The sequence below is a fragment of the Duganella sp. genome (genome assembly GCF_039595735.1).
In the GTDB taxonomy this organism is placed as follows: domain Bacteria; phylum Pseudomonadota; class Gammaproteobacteria; order Burkholderiales; family Burkholderiaceae_D; genus Rugamonas.
Genome location: NZ_JBCNLB010000001.1, coordinates 16,632 through 34,506 on the forward strand (window position 1 = coordinate 16,632; position 17,875 = coordinate 34,506).

General features: G+C 63.0%; 16 protein-coding genes. 13 read left to right on the forward strand and 3 right to left on the reverse strand.

Features of this window, described 5'->3' with window-relative positions:
* Window positions 1–10: 10 nt before the first annotated feature.
* Window positions 11–1,432 (forward strand): M20/M25/M40 family metallo-hydrolase, encoded by a 1,422-nt coding sequence (locus ABDW57_RS00070; protein WP_343728164.1) that lies wholly within the window; start codon window positions 11–13, stop codon window positions 1,430–1,432.
* Here ABDW57_RS00070 and ABDW57_RS00075 read toward each other — a convergent pair.
* Window positions 1,429–3,000 carry a family 43 glycosylhydrolase gene (locus ABDW57_RS00075; RefSeq protein WP_343728165.1) on the reverse strand — a complete coding sequence of 524 codons (1,572 nt, stop codon included), beginning with the start codon at window positions 2,998–3,000 and terminating at the stop codon, window positions 1,429–1,431. The genes ABDW57_RS00070 and ABDW57_RS00075 overlap by 4 nt on opposite strands.
* A 195-nt stretch (window positions 3,001–3,195) precedes the next feature.
* Here ABDW57_RS00075 and ABDW57_RS00080 point away from each other — a divergent pair, with 195 nt between their 5' ends.
* Both ABDW57_RS00080 and ABDW57_RS00085 read left to right on the forward strand, forming a co-directional pair.
* Window positions 3,196–3,396, forward strand: a complete 201-nt coding sequence (locus ABDW57_RS00080; protein ID WP_343728166.1) for a hypothetical protein — start codon at window positions 3,196–3,198, stop codon at window positions 3,394–3,396.
* Between the two features lie 118 nt (window positions 3,397–3,514).
* Window positions 3,515–3,709 (forward strand): YqaE/Pmp3 family membrane protein, encoded by a 195-nt coding sequence (locus ABDW57_RS00085; protein ID WP_176650061.1) that lies wholly within the window; start codon window positions 3,515–3,517, stop codon window positions 3,707–3,709.
* A 67-nt stretch (window positions 3,710–3,776) separates the two neighbouring features.
* Here the strand turns inward: ABDW57_RS00085 and ABDW57_RS00090 are convergent, their stop codons facing one another.
* Window positions 3,777–5,018 (reverse strand): dicarboxylate/amino acid:cation symporter, encoded by a 1,242-nt coding sequence (locus tag ABDW57_RS00090; RefSeq protein WP_343728167.1) that lies wholly within the window; start codon window positions 5,016–5,018, stop codon window positions 3,777–3,779.
* Window positions 5,019–5,207: 189 nt separating this feature from the next.
* On the opposite strand from ABDW57_RS00090, the gene ABDW57_RS00095 reads away from it, so the two are divergent.
* Genes ABDW57_RS00095 through ABDW57_RS00125 form a run of 7 tightly spaced genes read left to right on the forward strand, consistent with a single transcriptional unit; the run spans window position 5,208 to window position 12,958 of the window.
* A complete protein-coding gene (locus ABDW57_RS00095) occupies window positions 5,208–5,933 on the forward strand; it encodes an amino acid ABC transporter ATP-binding protein (RefSeq protein WP_343728168.1) in 726 nt (241 codons plus the stop codon).
* Complete coding sequence (locus ABDW57_RS00100; protein ID WP_343728169.1) at window positions 5,933–7,381, forward strand: amidohydrolase family protein; 1,449 nt, start codon at window positions 5,933–5,935, stop codon at window positions 7,379–7,381. The genes ABDW57_RS00095 and ABDW57_RS00100 overlap by 1 nt, the downstream gene beginning before the upstream one ends.
* Before the next feature lie 12 nt (window positions 7,382–7,393).
* Window positions 7,394–8,737: a DUF2314 domain-containing protein gene (locus tag ABDW57_RS00105; RefSeq protein WP_343728170.1), complete on the forward strand. Its 1,344-nt coding sequence runs from the start codon at window positions 7,394–7,396 to the stop codon at window positions 8,735–8,737.
* A 46-nt stretch (window positions 8,738–8,783) separates the two neighbouring features.
* The gene (pyrC, locus tag ABDW57_RS00110; RefSeq protein ID WP_343728171.1) at window positions 8,784–9,836 is read left to right on the forward strand and encodes a dihydroorotase; all 1,053 of its coding nucleotides are present in this window, start codon (window positions 8,784–8,786) and stop codon (window positions 9,834–9,836) included.
* A gap of 3 nt (window positions 9,837–9,839) precedes the next feature.
* Window positions 9,840–10,640: a DUF3025 domain-containing protein gene (locus tag ABDW57_RS00115; protein ID WP_343728172.1), complete on the forward strand. Its 801-nt coding sequence runs from the start codon at window positions 9,840–9,842 to the stop codon at window positions 10,638–10,640.
* 50 nt (window positions 10,641–10,690) lie between these two features.
* Entirely contained in the window at window positions 10,691–11,686 is a 996-nt protein-coding gene (locus ABDW57_RS00120; RefSeq protein WP_343728173.1) for a Gfo/Idh/MocA family oxidoreductase, read from the forward strand.
* A 60-nt stretch (window positions 11,687–11,746) separates the two neighbouring features.
* Window positions 11,747–12,958, forward strand: a complete 1,212-nt coding sequence (locus tag ABDW57_RS00125; RefSeq protein ID WP_343728174.1) for an MFS transporter — start codon at window positions 11,747–11,749, stop codon at window positions 12,956–12,958.
* A 172-nt stretch (window positions 12,959–13,130) separates the two neighbouring features.
* Here the strand turns inward: ABDW57_RS00125 and recG are convergent, their stop codons facing one another.
* Window positions 13,131–15,197: an ATP-dependent DNA helicase RecG gene (gene recG / locus ABDW57_RS00130; protein ID WP_343728175.1), complete on the reverse strand. Its 2,067-nt coding sequence runs from the start codon at window positions 15,195–15,197 to the stop codon at window positions 13,131–13,133.
* Between the two features lie 71 nt (window positions 15,198–15,268).
* On the opposite strand from recG, the gene queA reads away from it, so the two are divergent.
* The 3 genes from queA to yajC all read left to right on the forward strand — a co-directional run bounded on the left by queA (window position 15,269) and on the right by yajC (window position 17,840).
* Window positions 15,269–16,294, forward strand: coding sequence for a tRNA preQ1(34) S-adenosylmethionine ribosyltransferase-isomerase QueA (gene queA / locus ABDW57_RS00135; protein WP_343728176.1), 1,026 nt, complete (start codon window positions 15,269–15,271; stop codon window positions 16,292–16,294).
* 2 nt (window positions 16,295–16,296) lie between these two features.
* Window positions 16,297–17,436 (forward strand): tRNA guanosine(34) transglycosylase Tgt, encoded by a 1,140-nt coding sequence (gene tgt / locus ABDW57_RS00140; protein WP_343728177.1) that lies wholly within the window; start codon window positions 16,297–16,299, stop codon window positions 17,434–17,436.
* A gap of 71 nt (window positions 17,437–17,507) precedes the next feature.
* Complete coding sequence (gene yajC, locus ABDW57_RS00145) at window positions 17,508–17,840, forward strand: preprotein translocase subunit YajC (protein WP_343728178.1); 333 nt, start codon at window positions 17,508–17,510, stop codon at window positions 17,838–17,840.
* Window positions 17,841–17,875 lie beyond the last annotated feature (35 nt).

Below are 17,875 nucleotides of genomic sequence, written 5' to 3' on the forward strand. Positions count from 1 at the left end.
GGGATCGACCATGAAGTCTCGTTTTGTTCTGGGTGCAGTGACCGCCATGCTGGCATGCGTGCAAAGTGCTTACGCCGCCGATCCAACCGAGCCGCAGTTCCGCGCCCTGTACAAAGAGCTGGTCGAGACCAACACCACGCTGTCGTCCGGCAGTTGCACGCTGGCGGCGGAGCGCATTGCGGCGCGCATGAAGGCGGCCGGTTATCCGGAGTCGGACCTGCACATCTTCACCGCGCCGGAGCATCCGAAAGAGGGCGGTCTGGTGGCCGTGCTGCCAGGGCGTGACCCGAAGGCGAAAGCCATTCTGCTGCTGGCGCATATCGACGTGGTGGAAGCCAAGCGCGAGGACTGGACGCGCGATCCGTTCACGCTGATCGAGGAGGACGGCAAGTTCTATGCGCGCGGCGTGGTGGACGACAAGGCGCAGGCGGCTATCTGGGCCGATTCGCTGATCCGCTTCAAGCAGGAGGGCTACAAACCGCGCCACACGCTGAAGATGGCGCTGACCTGCGGCGAAGAGACGGCCGGCGCCTTCAACGGCGCCGAGTGGCTGACCAAGAATCGCCGTGAGCTGATCGACGCGGCCTATGCGCTGAACGAAGGCGCGGGCGGCGAGCTGAATGCGGCCGGCAAGCGCGTTTCGATGACGGTGCAGGCGGGCGAGAAGGTGGCGCAGAACTATCGCCTGGAAGTGGTCAATCGCGGCGGCCATAGCTCGCGTCCTGTGAAGGACAACGCGATTTACCACCTGGCCGGCGCGCTGTCGAAAGTGCAGGGCTATGAATTCCCGATCCAGCTGACCGATGGCAGCAAGGGCTATCTGAATGCGATGGCCAAGATCCAGCTGGATGCCGGCCACAAGGAAATCGCGGATGCGATGAAGGCCGTGGTAAAAGATCCGCAGAATGCGATGGCGGTAGCGACGGTATCGAACGCAGACGCCAGCTGGGCGGCCATGCTGCACACCACCTGCGTCGCAACCATGCTGGATGGCGGCCACGCCACCAACGCGCTGCCGCAGCGCGCACGCGCCAACGTCAACTGCCGCATCTTCCCTGGCGTGTCACAGGAGACGGTGCGCCAGGCGCTGGTGAAGGCGATCGACGATCCTGCGGTGAAGGTGGAAACGCTGGAGATTCGCGGCGAAAATTCGGCGCCGCCAGTGCTGACGCGCGCCATCATGGAGCCGGTGGAGAAGCTGACCGCGAAGATGTGGCCGGGCGTGCCGGTGATGCCGATCCTGCAGTCCGGCGCCACCGACGGCCAGTTCCTCAACGCGGCCGGCATTCCGACCTATGGCATCAGCGGCATTTTCCTGACGCCGGACCTCGGCAATATCCACGGTCTGAATGAATACATCGGCGTGCAGTCGCTGATGGAAGGGCGCGTATTCCTGCACGAACTGGTGAAGGTCTACGCGGAGCAGATTTAAGCCAGGGCGCGATATTTGAAATCGCGCAGCTTCACCGTGCCTGCACCGGCGCAGTAGACGCCGGGCTGCAGGCTGAGGAAGCCGCCAAACACGTTGTGGTGCAGGCCGGAGACTTCCATCTGCCATGAGTGCTGCACCCAGTTCTTCCCGTCCAACGAATAGTGGAACGTGACGATGTGACGGTCGTTCTTCACGCGGATATGGACGGTGGAGACATCCATCTTCTCCCGCATCCAGCTTTGCTCCTGCGAGTGCGCGAAGGTTTTCATGTGCGTCGGCGTGAAGCCGATGCCGACATAGGCGCGCTCGTTGTAGTGCAGCAGCAGGCCGCCTTCCGCGTCAGCGCCGATGTCGAGCGTGATGGCGGCTTCGTAGGCGCGGTCGCCGGTGATGAAGGTCAGCGGCGACGAGTCGGCCGGGGAGCTGCCTTTGCCTTTGATGGCCAGCACACCGGGCGTGTGCTGGACGCGTTTCATCTCGTCCGGGCCGGGATTGAAGAAGCTCCACTGCACGCCGAACTTTAGCGTTTTGAAATCGTCCGACTTGGCGAAGCTGTGCTGCACGGCCTTGCCTTTTTTCGGCATCGGCAGCGGTGCGGACAGGTCGCCGCCCTTGGCCTTGAACCAGCCGTCTTTGGTCCACTCGATCGGTTCGAGCAGGCATTGACGGCCCAGCGTGCGGTAGCCGTTTTCGTAGCCGTGGTAGACCATCCACCAGTCGCCGGCAGGGCCTTCAATCGGCGTGGCGTGGCCGCGCGACCACCATTTCTCATCGGCGCTTTTGGTGCGCACCAGCGGATTTTGCGGGTGGTTTTCCCATGGGCCGTGGATGGAGCGCGAGCGGGCGGCGATCACCATGTGGCTGGTCGGTGGGCCGGAGGTGCCGCCGACCGCCATGACGAGGTAGAACCATTCGCCGCGCTTGAACAGTTTCGGGCCTTCGGGGGCGAACATCTCGACCACCCAGTCGGACGGATAGCGCCAGGGTTGGTAGACATGTTCCAGCTTGCCGACGGTGGCCAGGCCGTCCTCGGTCAGGCCGATGCGGCGCACGCCGTTGACGAACAGGTAGCGCTTGCCGTCTTCACCGACCGCATGGCCGGGATCGATGGCGCCTTCGATTTTCAGGTCGATCGGATCGCTCCACGGACCGCGGATGTTGTCGGCCCAGATCACGTAGATGCTGGTGCCGGCGGGGATGTAGATGAAGTAGCGGCCGTTGTGCTTGACCAGGTCCATGGCCCAGATGCTGCCGAGCGGCTTGGTGAGGGCCGGGCCGATCGGCTGCCAGTTCACCAGGTCCTGCGAATGCCAGATGATGACGCCGGGGTAGGACAAGAACGACGAAAACGTCATGTAGTAATCGTCGCCGTCCTTGAGGATGGTGGGGTCAGGGTGATCGCCGGCGAGGATAGGGTTGAGGAAGGTGCCGTTGCCGAGATCGGCCTTGCGCTGGCCCTCGATGCCGCGGCCCCATTTCGGTTCCGCGTTAGCGGCCTGCACCAGCTGCGGCGCCACCGCCGCTCCCGCCAGCAAAGTTTTCAGCGCCGTGCGCCGTGTAGCAGTCATATCATCTCCATCCGAGCATTATTATCCCGTGATGGTGCATCACTCCCCTACACCCCGGCAATTACGAAATCTGCCAAAACGCCTAACGATTCCGCACAACAGCGCCGCTTGCTTGCTATGAGCCCCCGCAAGGCGCATTATGTTTTTGCGGACTACCCTCCGGTCACATAATTCTTAACTATGGTGGAGGTATAAATGACAGATAATGTGGCGTTGCTGGTCACCGGCTTGCTTTGCGCCGGCGGTGCCGCGCTGTTTTTCAGGTTCTTCGGCAGCGATGCAATCAACATTATTGTGTTGCTTGCGTTGGTGGGCGCGCTCTTCGACAACGCGCGTTTGCGGCGCAGGCTGAGGCAGCTAGGCGCCAGGCCGGAGGGGAAGCGGACTTGGTTTTGATAGAATGCAGTCGCACTTTCAGGTTGATTTTTGATGTTGCGATGAGCTAACGCTCTTGCCATGGACATACGTCCAAGCGGCGCCCCGCGCAACAGGGGCATAGAGAGAGAAATATCGAATGCGTCTTATCATTGCACTGATCTTACCTTGGCTGACTTTCTTCACCATTGGCCGTCCCATCGCCGGAATTATCTGCCTCATTTTGCAAATTACGCTGATTGGCTGGCTACCAGCGACGATTTGGGCCGTCTATTCCTTGAGCCAGTTCAAGACTGATCAAAAAATCGAGCGCGCGCTTGGCCGGCGAAATTAGTCTGGCGCTTCCGCTGAGGATGCTAACATCCGAAAAAAAAGCCACCGCGAACGGTGGCTTTGTCGTTTCAGGCTTCCGCTGTTTTCGGCGGGTCCATCTCACCTTCCCACTTGGCGACGACGGCGGTGGCGATGCCGTTGCCGATGACGTTGGTGGCGGAGCGCGCCATGTCGAGGAAGTGGTCGATGCCGAGCAACAGCAGCATGCCGGCTTCCGGAATGTTGAACTGGCCCAGCGTGGCGGCGATCACCACCAGCGAGGCGCGCGGCACGCCAGCCATGCCTTTCGAGGTCAGCATCAGCACCGCCATCATGGTCATCTGCTGGCCCAGCGACATCTCAATGCCGTAGGCCTGCGCGATGAACACGGTAGCGAAGGTGCAGTACATCATCGAGCCGTCCAGATTGAACGAGTAGCCGATCGGCAGCACAAACGAGGCAATGCGGTTGCGCACGCCGAAACGCTCCAGGCCTTCCAGCGTTTTCGGATACGCCGCCTCGCTCGACGCGGTCGAGAAGGCCAGCAGCGCCGGGCTGCGCATTTCTTTCATCAGCGCGAACACGCGGCCTTTCAGGAACAGGAAGCCGATGAAGATCAGCAGCGTCCACAGCAGCACGATGCCGAAGTAGAACTCGGCCATGAACACGCCGTAGGTCGACAGCACGCCCAGGCCGCTCTTGGCAATGGTGCCGGCCACCGCCGCAAACACGGCAAACGGCGCAAACTTCATCACATAGCCGGTGACTTTCAGCATGACGTGCGCCACGCCGTCCAGCGCGTCGATCAGCGCATTGGCTTTGGGACCCACCGCTGCCGCGGCCGAGCCGAAGAACAGCGAGAAGATCACGATCTGCAGGATCTCATTCTTGGCCATGCCGTCCACGATCGACGACGGCACCAGGTGGGTGACGAAGTCTTTCAGGGTCAGGCTGGAGGTGGCCAGGTCGGCCTTGGCGGCGGTGGCGGCCATGTGGCCCAGCAGCGCGTCGCCCGGACGGAAGATGTTGACCAGCACCAGGCCCAGGCTGAGCGACATCACCGAGGCGATGAAGAACCAGCCCAGCGTCTTGACGCCGACGCGGCCCACCGCGGTGGCATCGCCCATCTTGGCAATGCCGCACACCAGGGTGGAGAACACCAGCGGCGCGATAATCATCTTGATCAGCCGCAGGAACAGCGTGGTGATCAGCGCCATGGTGTCGGCAAAGCCGGTGGGACTGGCCAGATTGTCGTGGGCGAAATAACCGGTGATGATGCCTAGCACCAGTCCAATCAGGATGTACGTGGTCAATCGGCTTTGTTTGTTCATATTTTGAGGTTTCCTGTGGTAGTGTCTCTCTGAGCCTGCGCAGCGGGATGGGTAGCCGCTGCTTTCTTCTTATGGCGTCAGCCGGTGTTGGGTGCGTCGGCTGCTGAAACTATTGGCAAGTTCCGCAGTATCCTTGTGGGCAGGGACGCTGTCAAGCGCGTGGCTGCGCGCAAAATAATCTACTTTCTTATGATCGAAATCAAAAATATCAGCAAGTGGTATGGCCAGTTCCAGGTGCTCAAGGAATGCAGCACCCGGGTGGAAAAAGGCGATGTGATGGTCATTTGCGGACCGTCCGGTTCCGGCAAGTCCACGCTGATTAAGACCGTCAACGGGCTGGAACCGTTCCAGCAGGGGGAAATTACCGTCGACGGCACCGCGGTCGGCGCCAAGGGCACGGATTTGCCGGCGCTGCGGGCGCGCATCGGCATGGTGTTTCAGAATTTCGAGCTGTTTCCCCATTTGTCGGTGCGCGACAACCTGACACTGGGGCAGATCAAGGTGCTGGGGCGCAGCAGGGACGAGGCGGCCGAGCGTGGCTTGCATTACCTCGACCGGGTTGGCTTGCTGGCCCATCAGGATAAATTCCCGGCCCAGCTGTCGGGCGGCCAGCAGCAGCGGGTGGCGATCGCCCGCGCGCTGGCGATGGACCCGATCGCCATGCTGTTTGACGAGCCGACCTCGGCGCTGGACCCGGAAATGATCAACGAGGTGCTGGACGTGATGGTCGGCCTGGCGCAGGAAGGCATGACCATGATGGTGGTGACCCATGAAATGGGCTTCGCCCGCAAGGTGGCCAACCGGGTGGTGTTCATGGATCAGGGCAGCATATTGGAAGACGCCGGCAAGGAGGAATTTTTCCACGCCCCGCAAACGGAACGCGCGCGCGACTTTCTGGCCCGTATAATTCACTGATGAACATTTCTTTTAAGCAATTAGGTGGCGCGATGCTGGCGCTGGGACTGCTGAGCGCCGCTCATGCAGCGGACAAAATCGCCGCCGATCTGGTGCTGACCAAGGCGACCCTGATCGACGTCGCGGGCGGCAAGGCAGTGACGGGCAAGTCGTTGGTGCTCAAGGGCGACACGATTCTGGCGGTGGTGGACGACCGGCAGTTGTCCAACTACGCGGCCAGCATGACCATCAGCCTGCCGGGCAAGTATCTGATGCCGGGGCTGTGGGATACGCACGTGCACTTCGGCGGCGGTCCGGCGCTGATTGAAGAGAACAAGCATTTGCTGCAGCTGTATCTGGCGTACGGCATCACCGCCGTGCGCGATTGCTCGGGCGATTTGCCGGATACCGTGCTGCAGTGGCGCGACCAGGTGAATCAGCGCAAGCTGGAAGGACCGACCATCTTTACCTCGGCCGCCAAGCTGGAGGGCTACAAGCCGCTGTGGAAGGGCACGATTGAAGTCGGCACGCCGGAAGAGGTGAGCCGCGCGCTGGACAAGCTGCAAGGCCAGAAGGTGGACTTCGTCAAGATCACCGAAAACACCCTGAGGCCGGAGATTTATCTGGAAGCGCTGCGCCAGGCCAGGGAGCGCGGCATGCGCACCTCGGGCCATATTCCGGTGCAACTGACCCTGGCGACCATGTTTGACGCGGGACTGGGCACGGTGGAGCACCAGTCTTACCTGCTGCGCGCTTCGACCCCGCGCGAAAAAGAACTGACCGCTCTGGTGGCGGCCGGCAAGCTGACCGGCAAGGAAGCCGTCAAGCAAAGCCTGGACAGCTACGATGAAGCGACTGCGCGCGCCTCGTTCCGCTACATGGCGGCCAAGGGCACGGCGGTGGTGCCGACCCTGTCGGTGTCGCGCGTGGTGGCGTATCTGGACCAGGACGACCACACGCACGACGAAGCCTTGCAGTACATCGGCAAAGGCCTGCGCGCCACCTATGACTGGCGCGTGCAGCGCGCGGCGCAGGACGACGCGGCAGCGATAGCGCAGCGCAAGGCGGTGTTCGAGAAATCGGCCTCGCTGCTGCCGATCCTGCAGCAGGAAGGCGTCAGCATCATCGCCGGCACCGATGCGGGCTTCCTCAACTCGTATGACTATCCGGGCCAGGCGCTGCACGATGAAATCGGCCTGTACGTGAACTATGGCCTGACGCCGGCGCAGGCGCTGCAAACGGCTGTGATCAACGGCCCGCGCTTCCTCGGCACGCTGGATCGCTACGGTGCGCTGGAAGCCGGCAAGGCGGCCGACGTGCTGGTGCTGGATGCGAATCCGCTGCAAGACATCAGCGCCACGCGCAAGATCCGCAGCGTGATCAGCCACGGCCACGTCTACGACCGCGCCCGCCTCGACAAAATCCTGGCCGACACCAAGGCCTGGGCCGAGAAAACCACTGCGCCATAAGCTGCGATACCCATGCCCTTCATTCGCTCCCTATTCTTTTTGCTGATGTGTTTTGCCCCGGCGGCCTGGGCGCTGGAGGCGTTTCCGGCGGGGGCGCCGATGAACGGGCCGGTCAGTTTTGTGTATGCGATTTATTATTTACAGCCACCGGCGGTGGAGCCGTTGGCGGCCTTGAATGCGACGCTGGCGCAGCTGGGCGGCAAGTTCAAGGTGGTGCAGCAGTTGGCCGACGCGCCCAGCGAGCCGCAGATGGCGCCTACGCTCGACAACGACATCCAGAAAAACTACCCGCCGCCCAGCGTGCGGATGATCGAGTACTTCGGCCGTGGCTTGAGCAAAGCCCAGGCGGAGGCGCTTCAGTTGGCGCAAACGGCGTTGGTGCTGGAATTCCGCGCGCCGGCGTCGCCCACCTATGCCGCGCTTCGTGCTGCAGACAGTCTGCTGCTGCAGGTGGCCGAGCAAACTGGCGGCCTGATCTGGGATGAGGAAACCCGCGAAATCTTCACCACCGCCGAATGGCGCAAGCGCCACGTGGATGGCTGGCAGGGTGATGTGCCCAACATCGTTCGTCATACCGTCATCCATGCGTATCAGGGCGATAAGTTGATACGCGAAATCACGCTCGGCATGGCCAAGTTTGGCCTGCCGGATGTGGTGATCAGCGATGTCGCGCATTCGCAAAACAATCAGGCCGGTAATCTGATCAACATCCTCGCGCAGGCGCTGGTGGAAGGCGCGACCATCGGGCAGAGCGGCGTCATGACGCTGAACCTGAAGACCATCCGTCACGACGCCTTCCGCAACGCCCAACTGCCGTCGCTGACCGACAACGCCAAGGCACAGGCGCAGCTATTGCTTTACAAAGGCCAGCCGGAAGAAGGTGATCCGCGAAACCGCCTGTTGGAGGTGGGTTTCGACCGTTACCCCGGCCCCGACCGCTACGCGCAGCAGACTGCCCTGTTTGCGTCTCTGTTCGGCTTCACGGATACGCTGCAGATGGTCAAGCACACCGATGCCGTCCTGGCTGCAAGCACCGCCGCCAAGACCAGATTGCCGGCCTTGCGCCAGCGCTTCAACGCCGGCCTGAAGCCGGGCGAGTACATCCTGGTGAAAGCACCGTTCGCCACGCCGGAAAAGGGCCGGGAATGGATGTGGGTGGAAGTCACCAAATGGGAAGAGCATGACATCACCGGCCTGCTGAACAACGAGCCGGCCCAGATCCCCACGCTGCACAGCGGCCAGATCGTCAAGGTCAAGGTAGCCGATGTTTTCGACTATCTGCTCTACGACGGCAAGGGCGGCGAGGAGGGCAACGAGTCGGGCAAGCTGATGGCCCGCCAGCGCGCCGGACAGTGAGAACCGGGTAAAATATCGGCTATTCGCATTTTGAAAGCCCGCCGCCATGTCCGACCTCGAACAAACCCCTTCCAGCATCACCATCACCCGCCCAGACGACTGGCATCTGCATTTGCGCGATGGCGCGACGCTGGCCAGCGTGCTGCCGCACAGCGCCCGCCAGTTCGGCCGCGCGATCGTGATGCCGAATTTGAAACCGCCGGTCACCACCACTGCCGCTGCCGTCGCCTACCGCGAGCGCATCCTGGCGGCGCTGCCGGAGGGCATGGACTTCGAGCCGCTGATGACGCTTTATCTCACCAATAACACCCAGCCGGACGAAATCGTGCGCGCGGTGGAGAGCGGCGTGGTGCACGCGGTGAAGCTGTACCCGGCCGGCGCCACCACCAATTCGGACGCCGGCGTGACCGACCTGGCCAACTGCTACAAGACGCTGGAGAAGATGCAGGAACTGGGCCTGCCATTCCTGGTCCACGGCGAAGTGACCGATCAGGATATCGACCTGTTCGACCGCGAAGCGGTGTTCATCGAGCGCGTGATGCGCCCGCTGCGCCGTGATTTCCCGGCGCTGAACATCGTGTTTGAACACATCACCACCAAGCACGCCGCCCAGTACGTGGCGGAGGCGGAAGGCCCGATCGCCGCCACCATTACCGCGCACCACCTGCTGTACAACCGCAATGACATCTTCAAGGGCGGCATTCGTCCTCACTACTACTGCCTGCCGGTGCTGAAGCGTGAAGAGCACCGTCTGGCGCTGGTGACCGCCGCGACCAGCGGCGACGAGCGCTTCTTCCTCGGCACCGACTCGGCGCCGCATGCCAAGGGCGCCAAGGAAGCCGCCTGCGGTTGCGCCGGCTGCTACACCGCGCTGCACGCGATGGAGTTGTACGCCGAAGCCTTCGAACGCGCCGGCGCGCTGGACAAGCTGGAAGCCTTCGCTTCGCTGAACGGCCCGGCGTTCTACAACCTGCCGGTCAACCAGGGCAAGATCACGCTCAAGCGCGAGCAGTGGACGCTGCCGGAAGCGTTGCCGCTGGCGGACCAGCAAGTCATTCCACTCAACGCCGGCGAAACCATCAACTGGAAAATGGTGTAAGCAGTGCTGGATACAATCGACTGGTCGCGTCCTTGGTACGAATCGGTACGCGACGCTGCCGGCCGCTTGTCCCCGCAGTCGCATTTCCGCGACGCGTTCAGCAGGCAGGCTGCGGCGCTGAGCCTGCGCAACCATCTCGGCTTGCCGCTGTCCTTTGTGCCGCAGGAGGATCTGCCGGAAGGCACGGCTTACGAGGAGCACATCGGCGCCACCGGTTGCGTGCCGACGCGCGACAACCTGCATGACTTCTTCAACGGCCTTGTGTGGCTGACCTTCCCGCAGATTAAAGTGCAGCTGAACGCCTTGCAGGCGGCGCAGATCGCGCTGGATGGCGTCGGCAAATCGCGCGGCCCGGCGCGTGACGGCGCCACCATCTTCGATGAAAACGCCGCGCTGCTGGTAGTGCGCGATAACGCGGACGGCCATGCGCTGACCGAAGCGCTGCGCGAGCATCGCTGGCATGAAGCCTTCGTCGGGCGCCGCGCGCAATGGGAGGCGGCGGATGCGCAGACCTGGCTGTTCGGCCACGCGCTGATGGAAAAGCTGGTGGCGCCGCGCAAGGCCATCACCGCGCACACGCGCGTCGTGCTGGCGGACGACACGTTCTTCGCGCTGGATCACGCGGAACGCCGCGCATGGATCGATACCACCGTCGCGCGGCAATTGGCCGATGAAGGCCTGAGCACCGCCGGCTTCACGCCGATGCAGGCGCTGGGCGTGCCGGGCTGGTGGCCAGGGCAGGATGAAGCCTTCTATGCCGATGCAACGGTGTTCCGCCCCAAGCGGGCACCCGCAGTAAAATAATCAACTTCATCTCAATTCCATCGCCGCCGATGCGGCAGAAAGTGCACGCCATGACGCAGCCAATCCGCTGGGGTATTCTGGGCACCGGCAAAATCGCCAAAGCCTTCGCCACTGCTTTGCAGGACACGCCGGACGCAAAACTGGCGGCCGTTGCTTCGCGCTCTGTGGATAGCGCTACCAGCTTTGGCCAGCAGTATGGCGCCGAGCGTTTTCACGGCAGCTATCAGGCGCTGGCCGATGATCCTGGCGTGGATGTGATTTACATCGCCACGCCGCACCCCATGCACCACGAGAACGCGCTGATGTGCCTTAACGGCGGCAAGGCGGTGCTGGTGGAGAAGTCGTTCACCATGAACCGCCGCCAGGCCGAGGACATCATCAATCTGGCGCGCGCGAAGAAGCTGTTCGTGATGGAGGCGATGTGGACGCGCTTCATGCCGTCCGTGGTGGAGGCCAAGCGCATCGTCGACAGCGGCGAGATCGGCAAGCCGGCCAATGTGACCGCCGATTTTGGTTTCACCTCCGACGCCGGCCCGGAGCACCGGCTGTTTGCGCCGGAGCTGGGCGGCGGCGCGCTGCTGGATCTGGGCATCTACCCGCTGTCGATGGCTTCGTTCTTCCTGGGCGGCGTCACCGGCGTGAAGGCGCAGGCGGAGATGACTACCACCGGGGTCGATATGCAAACCGCGTTCACCCTGTCGCACCAGGGCGGCGGCGTGTCGTCCTGCGCGTGCAGCCTGCGTTCGCGCACGCCAACCGAGCTGACGATCTCCGGCGAGAAGGGCTTCGTGCGCCTGCATGACCGCTTCCACAACACCGACAAGATCACTGTCACGCTGGTGAACGGCACCTCGCGCAGCGAGCGCACGCTGGATCTGCCGAAAAGCGGCAACGGCTATACCCATGAAGCGCAGGAAGTGGGCCGCTGCATGCGCGCGGGGCTGATCGAAAGCCCGGTGATGCCGCACGCGGAAACGCTGGCCATCATGGGCACTCTGGACGAGATCCGCGCGCAGATCGGTTTGCGCTATCCGGCCGACGAGTAAGCAAGGCTGCGCCGAACTGGTTACAATCCCCAGATACGAAATAAATAACGGGGAGAGACCATGTTCACGGCAGACCGCGCACCCACCCTCAAGAACGTATTGCTAGCCACCGGCGTGGTCCTGACGCTGGCGATGGGCGTGCGCCACGGCTTCGGCTTCTGGATGCAGCCGATCTCGCAGGCCAACGGCTGGACGCGCGAGACCTACTCGCTGGCGCAGGCCATGCAGAATCTGATGTGGGGCGCTTTCGGCCCGTTCGCCGGCATGGCGGCGGACCGCTTCGGCACCATGCGGGTGGTGCTGGTCGGCGCGCTGTGTTACGCCCTCGGTCTGGTGTGGATGGCGGTGGTGACGCAGCCGACCATGTTCGTGCTGGGCACCGGCGTGCTGGTCGGCCTGGGGCTGGCGTGTACCGCGTTTGGCGCGGTGAGCGGCATCATCGGCCGCGTGGCGCCGCCGGAGAAGCGCTCGTGGGCGTTTGGCATCTCGGGCGCCGCCAGCTCCTTCGGCCAGTTCATGATGATGCCGGTCGAGCAGCAGCTGATTTCCGCGGTCGGCTGGCAGAACGCCTTCTACATCCTGGGCGCCTTGATCGTGCTGCTGATGGTGCCGATGGCGTTCTATCTGCGCGAGCCGTCGGTGGCACATGCGCATGGTCCGCAGCAAAGCATCCGCGAGGCGGCCAGCGAGGCGCTGGGCAACCGTTCCTTCCTGTTCCTGGTGGCCGGCTATTTCGTGTGCGGCTTCCAGGTGGTGTTCATCGGCGTGCACTTGCCGGCGTACCTGAAGGATCAGGGCATCGGCAACCCCAGCGTGGCGGTGCTGGCGCTGGCGCTGATCGGCTTGTTCAACATCTTCGGCTCCTACTATGCGGGCAAGCTGGGTGGACGCTTCCCGAAACGCTATTTGCTGTCGACCATATATTTCTCGCGTTCGGTGGTGATTTCGCTGTTCCTGCTGGCGCCATTGATGCCGCTGACGGTGTATCTGTTTGCGGCGGCGATGGGCGTGTTGTGGCTGTCCACCGTGCCGCTGACGAATGGCATCATCGCCGGCGTGTTTGGCGTCAAGCATATGTCGATGCTGGCGGGGATCGTGTTCTTTTCGCACCAGCTGGGCAGCTTCCTGGGCGTGTGGCTGGGCGGTTATCTGTACACCAGCACCGGCAGCTATGACATTGTGTGGGGCATCGCGATTGCGCTGGGCGTGATGTCCGGCCTGATCAACCTGCCGATCAACGAGCGCCCGCTGGTCCGCGCGCAGGCGGCATGATGAAAACCTGGCTGCTGCGCGCCGCCTTCGCCGTTGTGCTGGCGCTGGGCTTCGCGGCGTATTTGCAGCCGGATTTTGTGGTTGATATCGCCAACCGGATTTATTTGTGCTTCTGAGCTGAGGTTCCATGGAGCGCAGCGGCGGACTGTCCGGCTGCGCCGGGGTGACAGGCTCAGACTTTGAGGAATTCCTCGCGGCCGCCCAGCCAGCGGGCGAGGTGGGCTTCGACGGTGGCGGCTTTTTCCGGGGTGTTGGCGTGCAGCAGGTCGTGGGCGACGTCGCGCGCCTGGTCGACCAGCCAGCCGTCGGTTTCCAGATCCGCGAAGCGCAGCATGGCCTGGCCGGACTGGCGCGCGCCGAGGAATTCGCCGGGGCCGCGGATTTCCAGGTCGCGGCGGGCGATTTCGAAACCGTCGGTGGTTTCGCGCATGGTCATCAGGCGTTGTTTGGCGATCTGGCCGAGCGGGCTTTGATAGAGCAGCAGGCATACTGACGCTGCCGAGCCGCGGCCGACGCGCCCGCGCAGCTGGTGCAGCTGCGACAGGCCGAAACGCTCGGCGTGTTCGATCACCATCAGCGAGGCGTTCGGCACGTCGACCCCGACTTCGATCACGGTGGTGGCCACCAGCACCTGCATTTCGTTGGCGCTGAAGGCGTCCATCACCACCTGTTTTTCAGCGGGCTTCATGCGGCCATGCACCAGGCCGACATGCAGGTCGGGCAGGGCTTCGGCCAGCAGGGCGTGCGTTTCGGTGGCGGTTTGCAGTTGCAGCGCCTCCGATTCTTCGATCAGCGGGCAGACCCAGTAGATCTGGCGGCCTTCCAGCGCGGCGGCGTGTACCCGTTCGATCACTTCGTCGCGGCGGTTCTGGTCGATGGCGCGCGTGACGATCGGGCTGCGGCCCGGCGGCAGTTCGTCGATCACCGACACTTCCAGGTCGGCGTAGTAGGTCATGGCCAGCGTGCGCGGAATCGGCGTGGCCGACATCATCAGCTGGTGCGGCACGGCGCCTTCCACACCCTTGTTGCGCAAGGTGAGGCGCTGGCCGACGCCAAAGCGGTGCTGTTCGTCGACGATGGACAGGCCGAGGTTTTCAAACGTCACCACGTCCTGCAGCAGCGCGTGGGTGCCGACCACCAGCCGTGCCTCGCCGGATTCGATCATGTCGTAGGCAGCCTGCTTTTCCTTTTTCTTCAGGCTGCCGGTCAGCCAGGCGACCTTGACGCCCAAGGGTTCCATCCAGGCGGCGATCTTGCGGAAGTGTTGCTCGGCCAGGATTTCGGTCGGCGCCATCAGCGCGGCCTGGTAGCCGCTGTCGATGGCCTGGGCGGCGGCCAGCGCCGACACCACGGTCTTGCCGCTGCCGACGTCGCCCTGCAGCAGGCGCTGCATCGGATACGGCTGGCGCAGGTCGGCGCTGATTTCGGCCAGCACGCGTTTTTGCGCGCCGGTCAGCTTGAAGGGCAGGGCGGCTTCCAGATCGCGCGACAAGGCGCCGACCTTGGTCAGCGCCGGCGACCCCTTGGCGCGGCGCGCGCGCTGGGCGCGTTTCAGCGACAGCTGCTGCGCCAGCAGCTCGTCGAACTTGACCCGCGTCCAGGCGGGATGCGAGCGGTCGGCCAGCGCGTGTTCGTCCACCTGCTGCGGCGGATAGTGCAGCAGCTTGACGGCCGGCTCCAGGTCGGACAGCTGCAGCTGGCGGCGCACGTCGGCCGGGATGGTGTCGGTCCAGTCGACCCGCTTCATCGCTTCGCCGATCGCGCGCCGCAGCACCGGCTGCGACAGGCCTTCGCCGGCCGGGTACACCGGCGTCAGGGAGGTTGGCAGCGGCGCGCCCTCGTTCACCACCTTGTAGGCCGGGTGCACCATCTCTGCGCCGAAGAAGCCGTGTTTCAATTCGCCGCGCACGCGCACCCGCGTGCCCTCGGCCAGCTGCTTGACCTGGCTGCCGTAGAAATTCATGAAGCGCAGCTGCAGATCGCCGGTGCCGTCGCTGATGTGCACCAATAATTGGCGGCGCGGCTTGTAGGCGATCTCGTTTTTTGTGACGATGCCCTCAACTTGGGAGGTGTCGCCGCCATGCAGCCGGGCCTCTTCGATGGTGATGACCTGTGTTTCGTCTTCGTAGCGCATGGGCAGGTGCAGCACCAGGTCCATATCGGTGTGCAAGCCCAATTTGGCCAGTTTGGCCTCTGCGCTGACGGTTTTTTTGGCAGTTTTCGACGGTGAAACAGGCATATGGCGTAAAATAGAGGGTTGGCCGCCGGTATTGTAAGGCCTACCGTATTTTTGTTTAACAGAGTCCGACCATGTATTCGCTTTCCGATTTCGATTTTAACTTGCCGCAAGAGCGTATTGCGCAATTCCCGCTGCCAGACCGCAGCGCCTCCCGTCTGCTGCATCTGGACGGCGCGCAGATTATCGACCGCCAGTTCGCCGATATCGTCGACCTGCTGCAGCCGGGCGACCTGCTGGTGATGAACAATACCCGCGTGCTGAAAGCCCGCTTCTTCGGCATGAAGGAGAGCGGCGGCAAGGTGGAGGCGCTGGTCGAGCGCGTGCTGGATAACCGCACGGTGCTGGCCCAGGTGCGCGCTTCGCGTTCGCCGCTGGCGGGCACCAGAATGCGGCTGGCCGATGCCTTTGACGTCACGGTGGGCGAGCGCGCCGGCGAATTCTTCACGCTGCACTTCGATGCCGACGTGTTCGACCTGATCGAAGCCCACGGCCGCCTGCCGCTGCCGCCCTATATCGAGCACGATGCGGATTCGTTCGACGAAAACCGCTATCAGACGGTCTTCAACAAGGTGCCGGGCGCGGTGGCCGCGCCGACCGCCGGCCTGCATTTCGACGAGCCGCTGCTGGCGAAGCTGAAAGCCAAGGGCGTCAACTTCGCCTACGTCACGCTGCACGTGGGCGCCGGCACCTTCCAGCCGGTGCGCCACGAGAACCTGGCCGAGCACCAGATGCACACCGAGTGGTACACCATGCCGCAGGAGACGGTGGACGCGGTGCGCGCCGCCCGCGGGGCCGGCCGTGATGTGGTGGCGGTCGGCACGACCTCGCTGCGCGCGCTGGAATCGGCCTCGCAGGGCGGCCAGCTGGAAGCCGGCAGCGCCGATACCGCGCTGTTCATCACGCCGGGCTACCGGTTCAAGACGGTGACGCGCCTGATCACCAATTTCCACCTGCCCAAGTCGACCCTGCTGATGCTGGTGTCGGCCTTTGCCGGTTTTGAAGAGATCCGCAAGGCCTACGCCCACGCGATCGCCAGTGAATACCGCTTCTTCAGCTATGGCGACGCCATGCTGCTGACGACGCAGAACAAGGAATAAGCATGCTGGAATTTAAATTACACAAAACCGACACCACCGGCGTGACCAAGGCCCGTCGTGGCGAGGTCAAGCTGAACCACGGCGTGGTGCAAACGCCAATCTTCATGCCGGTCGGCACCTATGGCTCGGTGAAAGCCATGTCGCCGCTGGAGCTGAAGGAAATCGGCGCCCAGATCATCCTCGGCAACACTTTCCACCTGTGGCTGCGTCCGGGCAATGACATCATGGCCAAGTTCGGCGGTCTGCACGACTTCATGGGCTGGGACAAGCCGATCCTGACCGATTCCGGCGGCTTCCAGGTGTTTTCGCTGGGCGCGATGCGCAAGATCACGGAAGAGGGCGTGCATTTCAATTCGCCCATCAACGGCGACAAGCTGTTCCTGTCGCCGGAAATCTCGATGCAGATCCAGCGCGTGCTGAATTCGGACATCGTGATGCAGTTCGACGAGTGCACCCCTTATGAAATTGACAATCGCCCGGCCACGCTGGACGAGGCGGCCAAGTCGATGCGCATGTCGCTGCGCTGGGCGCAACGCTCGCACGATGAATTCCAGCGCGGCGCAAACCCGAACGCGCTGTTCGGCATCGTTCAGGGCGGCATGTTCGAGAAGCTGCGCGATGAATCGCTGGAAGGCCTGGAAAAGATCGATTTCCCGGGCCTGGCCATCGGCGGCCTGTCGGTGGGCGAGCCGAAGGAAGACATGATGCGCATCCTGCAACACGTCGGCCCGAAACTGCCGGCCAACAAGCCGCACTACCTGATGGGCGTGGGCACGCCGGAAGACCTGGTGGCGGGCGTGTCCAACGGGGTTGACATGTTCGACTGCGTGATGCCGACCCGTAATGCCCGCAACGGCTGGATCTTCACCCGCTTTGGCGACATCAAGATCAAGAACGCCCGTTACAAGGATGACAAGGAGCCGTACGACAGCACCTGCTGCTGCTATGCCTGCAAGAACTTCTCGCGCGCTTATCTGCACCACCTGAACCGCACCCAGGAAATCCTCGGCGCGCGCCTGAATACCATCCACAATCTGCACTATTACCTGGACCTCATGCAGCAGATGCGCGATGCGCTGGATGCGGACCGGTTCCCGGCCTGGGTGCAGCAATTCCACGCCGATCGCGCGCGCGGGGTGTAAAAGTCCTAACGCCGTGCGGCCAGTGCTAGAATACAGCGCTGTTTTTTAAACTATAGATATCGGAGTCACCTGTGTTCTTCATTTCCAATGCTTACGCCCAATCCTCGACCGACGTTCTGGGCTCGTCCAGCTTCCTGGGCCAATATGGTTTCCTGATTCTGATGTTCGTGGCCATGTACTTCCTGATGATCCGTCCTCAGCAGAAGCGCGCCAAGGAGCAAAAGGCCATGATGGAAGCGCTGGCCAAGGGCAATGAAGTGGTCACCGCCGGTGGCGTGCTGGGCAAGATCACCAAGATTTCCGACCTGTACGTGACGCTGGAAATTTCCAGCGGCGCGGAGCTGGTGGTGCAAAAGAACTCGATCACGATGGTGCTGCCGAACGGCACGCTGAAGAGCCTGTAATTCCCCCCGGCCCGCACGCGCTGCGGGCCGTTTGA